The organism is Solwaraspora sp. WMMA2080 (genome assembly GCF_027497395.1).
In the GTDB taxonomy this organism is placed as follows: domain Bacteria; phylum Actinomycetota; class Actinomycetes; order Mycobacteriales; family Micromonosporaceae; genus Micromonospora_E.
Genome location: NZ_CP114910.1, coordinates 5,468,078 through 5,480,328 on the forward strand (window position 1 = coordinate 5,468,078; position 12,251 = coordinate 5,480,328).

11 protein-coding genes are annotated in these 12,251 nt (G+C 69.1%); 9 read left to right on the forward strand and 2 right to left on the reverse strand.

The features are described 5' to 3' along the window. Positions 1–13: 13 nt before the first annotated feature. From O7543_RS25030 to O7543_RS25065, 8 genes are all read left to right on the forward strand, one after another. Positions 14–988 (forward strand): hypothetical protein, encoded by a 975-nt coding sequence (locus tag O7543_RS25030; RefSeq protein WP_281551633.1) that lies wholly within the window; start codon positions 14–16, stop codon positions 986–988. Next, positions 985–2,712 (forward strand): insulinase family protein, encoded by a 1,728-nt coding sequence (locus O7543_RS25035; protein ID WP_281551632.1) that lies wholly within the window; start codon positions 985–987, stop codon positions 2,710–2,712. Before O7543_RS25030 ends, O7543_RS25035 begins: the two co-directional genes overlap by 4 nt. A gap of 94 nt (positions 2,713–2,806) precedes the next feature. Further along, positions 2,807–3,190, forward strand: a complete 384-nt coding sequence (locus O7543_RS25040; RefSeq protein ID WP_281551631.1) for a DUF1622 domain-containing protein — start codon at positions 2,807–2,809, stop codon at positions 3,188–3,190. 82 nt (positions 3,191–3,272) lie between these two features. Further along, a complete protein-coding gene (locus O7543_RS25045) occupies positions 3,273–3,725 on the forward strand; it encodes a ChaB family protein (protein WP_281551630.1) in 453 nt (150 codons plus the stop codon). Positions 3,726–4,132: 407 nt separating this feature from the next. Beyond that, positions 4,133–4,957 (forward strand): p-hydroxycinnamoyl CoA hydratase/lyase, encoded by an 825-nt coding sequence (locus O7543_RS25050; RefSeq protein WP_281551629.1) that lies wholly within the window; start codon positions 4,133–4,135, stop codon positions 4,955–4,957. Beyond that, positions 4,954–6,504 (forward strand): AMP-binding protein, encoded by a 1,551-nt coding sequence (locus O7543_RS25055; RefSeq protein ID WP_281551628.1) that lies wholly within the window; start codon positions 4,954–4,956, stop codon positions 6,502–6,504. Before O7543_RS25050 ends, O7543_RS25055 begins: the two co-directional genes overlap by 4 nt. 91 nt (positions 6,505–6,595) lie before the next feature. Beyond that, the gene (locus tag O7543_RS25060) at positions 6,596–7,294 is read left to right on the forward strand and encodes a DUF899 domain-containing protein (protein ID WP_281551627.1); all 699 of its coding nucleotides are present in this window, start codon (positions 6,596–6,598) and stop codon (positions 7,292–7,294) included. A gap of 176 nt (positions 7,295–7,470) precedes the next feature. Next, the gene (locus O7543_RS25065) at positions 7,471–8,217 is read left to right on the forward strand and encodes an SDR family oxidoreductase (RefSeq protein WP_281551626.1); all 747 of its coding nucleotides are present in this window, start codon (positions 7,471–7,473) and stop codon (positions 8,215–8,217) included. 78 nt (positions 8,218–8,295) lie between these two features. Here O7543_RS25065 and O7543_RS25070 read toward each other — a convergent pair whose 3' ends face one another. Then, positions 8,296–9,837 carry a GMC family oxidoreductase N-terminal domain-containing protein gene (locus O7543_RS25070; RefSeq protein WP_281551625.1) on the reverse strand — a complete coding sequence of 514 codons (1,542 nt, stop codon included), beginning with the start codon at positions 9,835–9,837 and terminating at the stop codon, positions 8,296–8,298. A gap of 136 nt (positions 9,838–9,973) precedes the next feature. Further along, positions 9,974–10,708: a TetR-like C-terminal domain-containing protein gene (locus tag O7543_RS25075; RefSeq protein ID WP_281551624.1), complete on the reverse strand. Its 735-nt coding sequence runs from the start codon at positions 10,706–10,708 to the stop codon at positions 9,974–9,976. Between the two features lie 119 nt (positions 10,709–10,827). Between O7543_RS25075 and O7543_RS25080 the strand changes: the two genes are divergently transcribed. Beyond that, the gene (locus tag O7543_RS25080; protein WP_281551623.1) at positions 10,828–12,180 is read left to right on the forward strand and encodes a carotenoid oxygenase family protein; all 1,353 of its coding nucleotides are present in this window, start codon (positions 10,828–10,830) and stop codon (positions 12,178–12,180) included. Positions 12,181–12,251 lie beyond the last annotated feature (71 nt).

Below are 12,251 nucleotides of genomic sequence, written 5' to 3' on the forward strand. Positions count from 1 at the left end.
TACTATGCGCCGCATGCCTGCCGCACCACCGCTCACCCTCACCACCGATCTCACCACCGGATACCCGGAGCTCGTCGAGCTGCGTGCCGCGCTCGACCAGGCGGACTGGGCCGCCGCGTCGCGGCTGTTCACCGGTCAGCCGCCCGCCGGACCGACCAGGCCGTCCGGCGTCGGCACCGAACTGATCTGGTACGCCAGCTCGGTCGACGCCGCCCACGACGTGGCCCGACGCCGACACGACGCCGACCCGACCGACGGTCCCGCCGCCGCGCTGCTCGGCGCCTGTCTGATCAAGCATGCCTGGGCGGTCCGCACCAGTTTGCGCGCCGAGCATGTCAGCCGCGACCAGTTCCGCGAGTTCCACCGGATCCTGCGCGACGCCGAACGGGTGCTCATCGACGCGACCGCGTACCACCCGGACAACTGCGCGGCCTGGACGTACCGCCTCGTCACCGCCCGGGGTCTGGAGCTGGGCCGGTCCGAGGCGCGTCGGCGCTACGACCGGCTCGCCGAGACCGACCCGCACCACCTCCCCGGGCAGCGGCAACTACTGCAGCAGTTGTGTCCGAAGTGGGGCGGTTCGTTCGAGCAGATGCACGCCTTCGCTCGGGAGGCGGCTGCCGCCGCGCCAGCGGGTGCGCTCAACGGCAGGCTGGTCGCCGAGGCCCACACCGAGCACTGGTTGGAGCTGGAAGGCCGGGCGCAGCGCGACTACTGCGCCGACCCGCAGGTGCGTCAGGAGCTGCGCGACGCCGCCGCCAGGTCGGTGCTGCATCCAGACGCGGAGCAGTCGTACGGGTGGGTGGAGGCGCACAACGCCTTCGCCATGATCTTCAGCGTTATCGGCGATCACGCCGCCGCCGCACCGCACTTCGCTGCGGTCGGCAACCTGGTCGCGGCCGATGCCTGGGCGTACCTCAAGGACCCGGTGGCGGCGTTCGGACGGTTCCGTACACTCGCGACGAAGGCGGCAGGTGAGGCCCGATGATCCGGCAACTCGACGTCGACGGGATCCCGGCGCTGCTGGCCCCGACCGGAGGGCCCACGCACGCCGGGCTGATGTTCCGGGTCGGCCAGGCCGACGAGACGCTGGCCCGGCGTGGCCTCACCCATCTGCTCGAACACCTCGTGCTGCATCCGCTCGGCGCCGCCGACTACCACTACAACGGCACCACCGGCAGCGTGGTGACCCACTTTCACCTGTCGGGCTCCGTCGACGACATCACCACCTTTCTGACCGGGGTGTGCAGGTCGTTGCGGGAACTGCCGGTGCACCGCCTGGACACCGAGAAGGCGATCCTGGACACCGAGTGGGCCGGCCGGCCGGCTGCCGCCACCGACCAGTTGCCGCTGTGGCGCTACGGCGCGCGTGACTACGGGCTGGGTGCGTATGCCGAGCTCGGATTGCCCGCGATCACCGCCGAGGACCTGCAGGAGTGGGCGGCCCGGTACTTCACCCGGGAGAACGCGGTCCTCTGGCTGGCGGGTGCCGAGTTGCCGCCGGATCTGCGGCTGGAGTTGCCGTCCGGGACCCGGATGCCGGCCCCTGCCGCCTCGTCGGCGCTGGCGGGTACGCCGGCGTTCTTCTACGGGCCGGGTCGGGCGACCGCGATGGACGCGGTGGTGCCCGCCGGGGCGGCCGCCCGGGTGCTCAGCGGTGTCGTCGAGCGGGAGCTGTTTCGGGCGCTGCGGCAGCGGGACGGCCTGTCATACACGACCGCCACCGACTACGAGCCACGAGGCGACGGCAACGCGGTGGTCACCGCCCTCGCGGACGCTCCCAACGGCAAGGAGGACGCGGTACTCGGTGGCTTCGTCGATGTACTGGCCAAGATCCGGGTGGGTCGGATCGACGAAGCGGACGTCGCCGCTGTCGTCGGTAAGGCCACCGAGGCGCTGTCCAGCGTGGAAGCGGACGGCGCGCGGCTGCCGTCGATCGCGTTCAACCTGCTCACCGGCCGGCCGGTGCGGTCCAGTGACGACCTGACCCGGCAGTTGAAGGAGGTCACCGTCGAGTCGGTGCATGCGGTGGCGACCACCGCGCACGCGTCGTCGCTGCTGATGACGCCCCGTGGCCGGGGTGCCGACTGGGCCGGTTTCACCCGGGCCGAGCCGGGCCTGGTGGGGTTGCTTCCCGGCACCAGCCACCGAGGGCTGGGCGGGCTGGACGGCCAACGGCTGATCGTCGGGGCGGAGGGGGTCAGCCTCGTCACCGGGTCCGGGCAGTCCGGGCAGGTGGTATCGGTGCGCTACGACCGTTGCGCGGCGATGCTGGCCTGGCCGGACGGTGGCCGTCAGCTCATCGGTGACGACGGCGTCAGTCTGCAGTTGGAACCGACGGTCTACGAGGGTGCCACCGCCGAGCTCGCCGATGCAGCAGTCCCGGTGCAGTCCCGGATCGACCTGCCGGCCCGGGACCCGGCGGAGATCCCGCAGCCGGAGACCGTCGCCGGTCCGGCCGGGCGGCATCCCCGGTCGGGCGTCGCCGGCAGCGGGGTGGTTGCCCGGTTCCGAAGCCTGGGCAGCGACCAGCAGTTGAAGGTCGGCGCACTGGGGCTGATTACGCTCGTCGTCGGGGTCGCCGTGCTCAGCCTGACCATCGCCATGATCGTCGGAGCGGTCGACTTCCGGGTGCTGAGCGCGCTCGGCAGTTGGATGATCGCCGGCTACCTGGGCCGGGCGTTTCTGAAGGCCTGGAACGAGGGCAGATGAGAGACCAAGTCTGAAATATCGCTTCGTGCGCGTATAGCACGATTTATCCTGACCATGCACCGGGCGTCGACCGAGATGGACTTCGTGGTCAGAGATGAACTTCGAGACAGCTGTCCTGATCATCGGTACGACGGTTGACGCCCTCGGTGTGCTGATCATCCTCACCGGCCTGGTCGTCGGCACGGTGCTCTACCTGCGAGGCGCGTTTCGTGAGCGGAACATGCGGGCGACCTACCGCCGGTACCGGCAGGACGTCGGCCGGGCGATCCTGCTCGGGCTGGAGTTTCTCGTCGCCGGGGACATCATCCGTACCGTGGCGATCTCGCCGACCTTCCAGAGCGTCGGCGTGCTGGCAATGATCGTCGCGGTGCGTACGTTCCTCAGCTTCTCCCTGGAGGTCGAGCTGGATGGCCGGTGGCCGTGGGGCCGGCGACGTCGCACCGGCGACGACGCCGCGGCGACGGGACGACAGGCATGACCTGCGGCGTCGTGGGTACGGGATGTGGTACGGCGAAATTCGGTGCCGCCCCCGGCGCAGACGACGTCCGTGAGGAGGAACGATGGCCGCCAAGCGGGAGAAGGCCGACAAGCACCAGCAGGCCGAGCAGATGCGCGACGACGTGCCCAGCACGATCGCCCGCTCCGACGACAAGGCCGTACGGACCTACAAGAAGACCCTGGAGTCGGCCGAGGAGAGTTACGGCGACCCGGCGCGGGCGCACCGCGCGGCGTACGCCTCGTTGAAACACAGCCACGAGAAGGTCGGCGACCACTGGCAGCCAAAGGACAGCCTGGGCCCGTCCGATCCGCAGGCGGCCCAGGGCACGCCCCAGTCGTTGCGCCGGCCCCGGGAGACCGCCCAGGGGGTCGACGCCAACGCCGGCAAAGGCCACCTCGACGACGTGGCGCGCCAGGTCGGCATTGACCACCCGCAGGACATGAACAAGGACGAACTGGTCAAGGAAATTGAGAAGGCGAACGCCCGGGCGACCGCGAAGGCCCGTAGGAAGTGACTGCCTGACTCACCTGAAACGTCAGCGACTGACCGCGTGACCCGGTCCCGGCTGTAGCCGGGACCGGGTCACGCGACCTTGCGGGTGGTCCGGGGGCTGCGGACCACCATCCCGGAATTCTTGCGGACCAGGCTCCAGCGTGTCCTCTCCCAGAATGCTGTTCCCTGCAGTTCGGTCGGCGATTGTGGGCAATATTCGGCAAGCGGTGCGGTGAATCTTGCCGTATCGGATTTCGCTGCCCATCGGGGCAAGGCAACACCAAAGAAGCGTGCCGGATCGGTACTTGTGATGCTCGTAGCGCGGCGGGCCTACCGGAGGCTGCACTGTCGAAATCCGGATTGTACGGCCGAGCGGCCAAGGTCAACTGCGCGCATTTTTCGTTGCCCGACCGGAAAGAGGGAACTGAGATGATGGTGCTGGAAACCGTGAACCTCGAGATGGACGGCCCGGTGGCCACCATCTACATGAACCGCCCGGCCAAGAAGAACGCCATGAACCCGCAGATGCACCGGGACATGAACCAGGCCCTCGACACGATCGAGGCGGCCGGCAACGTCAAGGCGGTCGTGGTGACCGGCGTCGGCGACAGCTTCAGCGCCGGGATGGACCTCGAGGAGTGCTTCCTGCAGCCGTTCGACGACCCGCAGCTGTTCTACCGGACCAACCTGATCGCGTTGACCTGGTTCAAGCGGCTCAAGGCGTTCCCGGCGGTGACCATCGCCAAGGTCAACGGGTTCGCGTTCGGCGGCGGCCTGCTGGTCACCGGCCTTTGCGACCTGGCGGTGACGTCGGAGACCGCACTGTTCGGCCTGTCGGAAATCAACTTCGGGATCTTCCCGGCCGGCGGCGCCACCTGGGCGGCCACCCACAACCTGCCCCGCAAGCAGGCGCTCTACTACATCCTGACCGGCGACACCATGACCGGCCAGCAGGCACAGGAGTACGGCCTGGTCAACAAGGCGGTGCCGGCCGACCAGCTGGACGCCGAGACCGACCGGATCGTGCGGAAGATCGCCAAGAAGAACCCGATCACCCTGGAACTGGCCAAGCAGGTCTACGAGCGCACCACCACCATGGACCTGCCGACTGCCATCGACTACGACCAGGCCAAGCTCTGGGAGCTGTCCCGGCTCAGCGGCAACGAATGGGTCAACGTCGCGCTGAAGCAGTTCGAGAAGCGCGCCTACCAGCCGGGGCTGAGCACCTACAGCCGCGCGGAGGCGAAGTCGTGACCACCACCACTCCGACGCCGACGACCGTCGACATCCCGGACCTGTCGCTGCCGGCGTTCGTGCTGCAGCGCGCCGAGCAGTACGGCGACCGTACGGCACTGGTCGACGTGGCCGGTGGCGACGGCTACACGTACCGCCAGCTGGCCTCGATGGTGCGTCGGCTGGCCGCCGGGCTGCACGCCCGTGGCTTCCGCCGGGGCGACGTGCTGGCGATGCTCGCGCCGAACGTGCCCGAGTACCCGATCGTGGTGCTCGCCGCCTCGCTGGCCGGCGGCACGGTCGTCGTGCTCAACCCGATCGACACGCCCGACGATCTGGCCGGCCACCTCACCGACGCCGGCGCGAAGCTGTTGGTGACCGTACCGTCCGAGGTGCCCAAGGCGGCGGCGCTGGCCGCCCGTACCAAGGTCGAGGAGATCGTGGTGATGGGCGCGGCGGACGGCGCGACGTCGCTGTCGGAGCTGCTCAGTGACGACCCGGCGCCGGAGGTGGCCATCGACCCGGCGAGTGACGTCGCGGCGCTGCTGCACTCCAGCGGCAGCACCGGACGCCCCAAGGGGGTGATGCTGACGCACCGCAACATCGTCGCGACCGTGCTGCAGACCAGGACGGTCACGCCGCTCGGCGCGGACGAGAAGGTGCTCGCCATGCCGCCGTTCCACCACGCGTTCGGTCTGATCATGGTGATGAGCGCCAGCCTGTTGCAGGGCGCGACGATCGTGACGATGCCGCGGTTCGACCCGGAAGGGTACGTCAAGGCGATCCACGACCACCGGATCACCCGCCTCTACATTGTCCCCACGCTCGCCGTGCTGCTGGCCCGGAGCCCGCTGCCGGACCGGTACGACCTGTCGTCGGTCCGGTCGATCGTCTCCGGCGGCGCCGCGCTCGACCCCGAGATCGCCCGGCTCTGCCGGGAACGTCTCGGTTGTCACATCGCCCAGGGGTACGGCCTCACCGAGGCGATGACGTCGTTCATGCAGCTCGAGGAGCCGTTGGTGCCCGCGTCGGTGGGCCGCACGGCGCCCAATGTCGAGTGCCGGATCGTCGACGTGACCACTGGGGCGCAGCTCGGTGCGCACCAGCGGGGCGAGATTCTGATCCGGGGTCCGCACGTGATGAAGGGGTACCTCAACGCCGCCGAGGTGACCAGCAAGGTGCTCCGGCCGGACGGGTTCATGCACACCGGTGACCTCGGCTACCTCGACGACGACGGCGAGTTGTTCCTGGTCGACCGGATCAAGGAGCTCATCAAGTACAAGGGCCAGCAGGTCTCCCCGGTCGAGCTCGAAGCGGTCCTGATGACCCACCCGAAGGTGGCGGACGCGGCGGTCATCGGCGTGCCGGACGAGGAGGCCAGCGAGATCCCGAAGGCCTTCGTGGTCGCCAAGGAGCCGACCACCGAGCAGGAGCTCATGGCGTTCGTCGCCGAACAGGTGGCGCCGTACAAGAAGATCCGGCAGATCGAGTTCATCGAGCAGATTCCCCGGACCCCGGTGGGCAAGATCGAGCGGCGTCGGCTGAAGGAGCGGACGTTCAGCTCGTAGTCCGCGCCGGGCAAGCGGGGAGAAGTACCGGCGACCAGTTCCCTGTCATTCTGGCCATGGATGGTTCCGGCCGAAGTTCTGAGGAGATCTGATGAACCCTCCGCAAGTTGTCTCCAGAGAAGAATGGCTGGCGGCACGCACAGCGCTGCTGGAGAAAGAGAAGGAAGTCACCAAGGCGCGGGACATGATTGCCCAAGAGCGCCGCGATCTCCCGATGGTCAAGGTGGAGAAGGAATACCTCTTCGAGGGGCCGAACGGTACGCTGACGCTGCTCGACCTGTTCGAGGGGCGCCGCCAGCTCGTCGTGCGGCACTTCATGTACGCCCCGGGCGACAAGGAGGGATGCATCGGCTGCTCGATGCAGGCTGACAGCGTCGGCGAGCTGTCGCACATGTGGGCCCGGGACACCACCTTCGTGATGATCTCGCGGGCTCCGCTGGCCGACTTCCAGGCGTTCAAGGCCCGGATGGGCTGGGAGATCCCCTGGTACTCGTCGTTCGGCAGCGACTTCAACTACGACTACGAGGTCTCCACCGAGCAGGGCGAGTCGCCCGGCGTCAGCGCATTCTACCGCGACGGTGACGACGTCTACTTCACCTACTCGATCTTCGACCGGGGTGGTGAGATCTTCAAAAACTTCTACAACTACCTGGACATCACCCACCTCGGCCGGCGCGAGGACGAGCTCGAGCACCCGTGGGACTGGTGGCGTCACAAGGACCGGTACGACGCGGAGAACGCGGCGGTGCCGGGCGCCAACTGGTGGAACGGCACCAGGTTCCAAAAGTAGCCCTGATCCGGGCGGGACGGCTCCGGCTTCTGGCGAATCTGTGGATTCGCCAGAAGCCGGAGCCGTAGGCCTGTCCGGCCGTCCCGCGTCGGACCGGCCACCACCCACCGGCCGGTGGGGCGTCGGGCCGGAGCAACCATCCAGCATCCACCCATCATCAACACAGTGGAGGAACCATGAGTGACATGTCGGGCCGGACCACGATCGTGGTCGGGGCGAGCCGCGGCCTGGGCCACGGGGTCGCCACCGCCTTCGCCGACGCCGGTGCGCCGGTGATCGCGGTGGCCCGTACCGCGATGGACTTCCCGGTGCCGGCCAACGGCGCCGGGTCGATCCAACCCGAGATCGCCGACGCCGGCGAGGCCACCGTCCCGGCCACCCTGATCGACCAGTACGAGCCCGAGGCCGTGGTCCTGGTCGCCGGGGCCACTCCGCACATGCGTGCGCTGCAGGAGCAGACCTGGGAGACGTTCTCGGTCAACTGGGAGACCGACGTGCGGATCACCTTCCACTGGCTGCGCGAGGTGCTGCTCAAGCCGCTGCGTCCCGGCAGCCGGGTGATCGTGGTCAGCAGCGGTGCCGTGCTCGGCGGATCGCCGCTCAGCGGCGGCTACGCCGGTGCCAAGGCGACTCAGCGCTACATCACCGGCTACGCCCAGGACGAGGCGAAGCGGGCCGGCCTGGACATCACCTTCACCACGGTGCTGCCGAGGTTCGCGCCGATGACCGGGGTGGGCCTGCCCGCCGTACGGGCGTACGCGGCCCGCGCCGGCAAGTCGACCGAGGAGTTCGTCAACCGGATCGGGCCGCCGCTGACCCCGCAGATCGCCGGTGCCGCGATGGTGGACCTGGTCCGGGCGGACGCCGCGACGGTCGCGCCGGGCTACGAGCTCACCGGGGCCGGGCTGCAGAAGCTGTCCTGATCCCGTACCGACGGTGATGCCCCGCGGGTAGCGTGCTACCCGCGGGGCATGTCGTGTCACCCCGGTCGGTGCCGGCGGTCAGGAGGCCGTCAGCCAGTCGGCGAGCCGCTCACCGATCATGATCGAGGTCAGGTTGGTGTTGCAGTTGACGATCGACGGCATGACCGAGGCGTCGCCCACGTACAGATTGTCCGTGCCGTGCACCCGCAGCCCTTCGTCGACGACGGCGTCGGCGTCGTCGGCGGTGCCCATCCGGGTGGTGCCGACCGGGTGGTAGCCGCTGTCCAGGCTGAGCCGGACGTAGTGGCCGAGGATGTCGTCGTCGGAGACCATCTCCTCGCCGAGGACGACGAACCGGTCGCCGCGGTCGACGATGCCCGGGGTCTGCATCAGCTGCCAGCAGGTGCGGACCGCGTCGACCAGGATCTTGATGTCCTGCTCGGTGGCAAGGAAGTTCAGGTCGATGTCCGGCGGTGACGTCGGGTCGGCCGAGGCGAGCACCAGGCGTCCCCTCGACTGCGGCCGCTGGTGCACCACCATCACCCCGAAGATCGTCTTCGCCGCGGCGAGCATCTGCAGCTCGGGGAAGAGCGTCAGATCGAAGTGATTGATCATGTAGTACTGCAGGTCGTTGAACTCGTCCGAGCCCGGTGCGGTGGTGCGCACCATGGTCTGCAGGAATGCGTCCTGCGGGTCGAACGTGCCCTCCTTCGGCACCATGAACGCGCCGGTGCGCGGGTGGTCGATCAGGGTGCCGCCGACCCCGGGGCGGTCGAGGAGCACGTCGATGCCGAGCCGGCGCAGATCGCTGGCCGGACCGATGCCCGAGCGCATCAGGATCGTCGGCGAGTTGACCGCTCCGGCGGCCAGCACGACGTTGCGGGCGTGGATCTCCTCGGTGCCGCCGGCCGGGTTGGTGACCTCCACGCCGTGCGCCCGGGTCCCGGTGAACAGCACCCGGTTGACCTGCGCGCCGGAGTAGATGGTCAGGTTCGCCCGGCCGCGGGCCATGCCCAGGTAGCCCATCGCGGTGGAGAACCGGGTACGGGTGTCGTTGCGGTTCGACGGGATGGGACCGACCCCGGTGGCCTCGGGGTGGTTGTGGTCCTCCACGTCGGGGAAGCCGGCCTTGAGAGCGGCCTCGTGGAAGACGTGCTGCACCGGGGCCAGCTCGTCGGGCCGCCACCGGCGGATCGGGATCGGACCGCCCTGACCGTGGTACTCATTGTCGAAGTCCAGGTCGTTCTCGAGTCGCTTGTAGTACGGCAGGACCTCGTTCCAGGCCCACGCCGGATTGCCCATCGACGCCCATTCGTCGAAGTTGTTCGGCGTGCCACGCAGGGCGATGGTCGCGCCGACCGCAGACGATCCACCGGTCAGTTTCCCGCGCGGGAAGATGATGCGCCGGCGGTCGGTGATTTCGGCCTTGAAGCGCCAGTCGTACGTGGACATCGACATGGCACTGCCGTCGAGGATCTCGTCCGGTGTCTCGGCGACGGTGGCGTAGTCCGGACCCGCCTCCAGCAGCAGTACCCTGCGCTGCGGGTCCTCGCTCAGGCGGGCGGCGAGTGCGGCTCCGGCGGACCCGGCTCCGACCACCAGATAATCGAATTCGTTCATCAGCGGCGTCCTTCGGCAGTGTCGAGTTGGCGATCCTGGGCGTTTTCGCAGGGCTGGATGCGCATCCATCGCAGGGACCTTCACGTCCCCCGATGAGCATCACATTTGCCAATTCGTGGTGCTTCTCCGCCGTTGCTCAGGGTGTTACTTCTCCGGTATTGCTCAGGGCGCTGTCTTTCTGGCTCGCCGACGCAGACGCCGACGCAGGTGCCGACGCCGACGCCGGCCGTGGCGGTCGGCGGCGGCGGGCCCGAGCCAGCGAGATCATGGTGGCTTCGTGTTTGTCGCCGGCGCCCACCATCAGCGAGCGCAACTGGGTCTCGAAGCACAGGTCGGCGTCGTACGGGTCGATCAGGTAGCCGCCGAGTTCGAGGGCGACCAGACCGTGCAACGCGATCCACATGGTCTGCCCGACGAGCAGCGGATCGGCCGGTCGGAACCGGCCCTGCTCAATGGCCCGGGACACGGCGTCGACCAGCGGCTCCAGGGTGTACCGGCCGTGCTGGCGGTCACCCTCGCCGAGGGCGAACCCGCCGAGTGCCGAACTGCCGAACATGACCAGGTAGAGCTGCGGGTGGTCGAGGGCGTTGGCGCGGTACGCGTACCCGAGCGCCATCACGTCGGCCACGGCGTCGTTGGTGGCCCGGACGGTCGCCATCCGCCGGTGCAGCCGGGCGAAGCCCTCGTGCACCATCGCCCGGACCAGGTTGTCCATCCCGCCGTAGTAGGTGTAGACGACGGTGGTCGACGTGCCGACCTCGGCGGCCAGCCGGCGGGTGGTCAGCGCGGCCGTGCCCCCTTCGGCCAGCAGCCGCGCGGCTGCTTCGAGCAGGGCGGCGGCCAGCTGCGGATCGACCCGGCGCGGACTCACATTGACATGATCTCACGCCCGGCGTACCGTCGAGACATAACGTTGTTACGTAACTGCGAAACGTAACGCTGGTGCGTAACGATGCCGTCCAGGTCGCGTACGGCCGGTGGAGGCCCCCGATGAGCGTCGTCACCCACTCACCCCTGACTCCCGCGACCGTCCGCCGGGACAACCGGCGTCCCGTCGCTCACGAGACGACCGGCACCGACCTGGTCGTCAGCGGTCGGTTGCCCGCCGAGCTCGACGGCTGCCTGGTCCGGATCGGCCCCAACCCGACCCGATCCGACCCGCGGGCCCACCCGCTGGTCGGCGACGGCATGGTGCACGGTGTGCGACTGCGGCACGGTCGGGCGCTGTGGTACCGCAACCGGTGGGTACGCAGCGACAGCGTCGCCCGTACCCGCGGTGAACTCCCCATCCCCGGCCCCCGGCACGGGCTGAGCGACAACGCCAACGCCAACGTGATCCGGCACGCCGGCCGTACCCTCGCGCTCGGCGAAGCCGGCGTCCTGCCGATCGAGCTCGACGGCGAGCTCGACTCGGTGGCCCGGATGGACTTCGACGCGACCCTGCCGCACGGCTTCACCGCGCACGCCGAGACCGACCCGGTCACCGGGGAGCTGTTCGCCGTCGCCTACTACCACGACCTGCCCTACGTCGAACACCTGGTCGTCGGCGTGGACGGCCGGGTGCGGCACAGCACCCGGATCGAGGTGGCCGGCACTCCGCTGATGCACTCGGTGGCCCTGACCGACCGGCACACCGTGCTGTTCGACCTGCCGGTCGCCTTCGACCCGGCTCTGGCCCACGCCGGATCCCGGTTCCCGTACGCCTGGTCCGCTGGTCGGCCGGCCCGGATCGGCCTGCTGCCCCGGGCCGCCGCCGGGCCGGCCGTGCGCTGGTTCGAGGTCGATCCGTGTTACGTCTTCCACCCGGTGAACGCCTACGAGACCGCCGACCGGTGCGTAATCGACGTCGTACGGCACGAGCGGGTCTTCGACCGGGACCGCCGGACACCCGGTGAGTGCGCCCCGACGCTGTGGCGCTGGACCCTCGACCTGACCAGCGGGTCCGTCGCGGCCGAACAGCTCGACGACATTCCGCAGGAGTTCCCGCGCATCGACGACCGGCGCAAGACGACCCCCTACCGGTACGCGTACACGGTGGCGATGCAGGACGGTACCGGCACGCTGGGCGGCTCGGCGCTGCTGCGGCACGATCTGGACGGCAGGGACGTGGCGGTGCACGACTTCGGGCCGTACCGGGAGGCGGGGGAGGCCGTCTTCGTGCCGCGTGGCCCGGTCGGCGCAGAGGATGACGGCTGGCTGCTCACCTATGTGTACGACGCCCGGGTCGACCGCAGCAGCCTGGTGGTGCTCGACGCCGCCGACTTCACCGGTGAGCCGGTGGCCGTGGTGCACCTGCCGGTACGGGTGCCCAGCGGCTTCCACGCCAACTGGATCGCCGGCTGAACATGCCCAACTAGGCAATCTCCAATATCCACGACGTCATGTTGCCAGCTAGCTTCGCGACAGGATGTCAT

Excerpts from the sequence above, each read along its gene's own strand:
- O7543_RS25065 (WP_281551626.1), top strand. The coding sequence starts at position 7,471 with ATGAGTGACATGTCGGGCCGGACCACGATCGTGGTCGGGGCGAGCCGC.
- O7543_RS25030 (WP_281551633.1), top strand. The coding sequence starts at position 14 with ATGCCTGCCGCACCACCGCTCACCCTCACCACCGATCTCACCACCGGA.
- O7543_RS25080 (WP_281551623.1), top strand. The coding sequence starts at position 10,828 with ATGAGCGTCGTCACCCACTCACCCCTGACTCCCGCGACCGTCCGCCGG.
- O7543_RS25035 (WP_281551632.1), top strand. The coding sequence starts at position 985 with ATGATCCGGCAACTCGACGTCGACGGGATCCCGGCGCTGCTGGCCCCG.
- O7543_RS25060 (WP_281551627.1), top strand. The coding sequence starts at position 6,596 with ATGAACCCTCCGCAAGTTGTCTCCAGAGAAGAATGGCTGGCGGCACGC.
- O7543_RS25070 (WP_281551625.1), bottom strand. The coding sequence starts at position 9,837 with ATGAACGAATTCGATTATCTGGTGGTCGGAGCCGGGTCCGCCGGAGCC.
- O7543_RS25050 (WP_281551629.1), top strand. The coding sequence starts at position 4,133 with ATGATGGTGCTGGAAACCGTGAACCTCGAGATGGACGGCCCGGTGGCC.
- O7543_RS25045 (WP_281551630.1), top strand. The coding sequence starts at position 3,273 with ATGGCCGCCAAGCGGGAGAAGGCCGACAAGCACCAGCAGGCCGAGCAG.
- O7543_RS25040 (WP_281551631.1), top strand. The coding sequence starts at position 2,807 with ATGAACTTCGAGACAGCTGTCCTGATCATCGGTACGACGGTTGACGCC.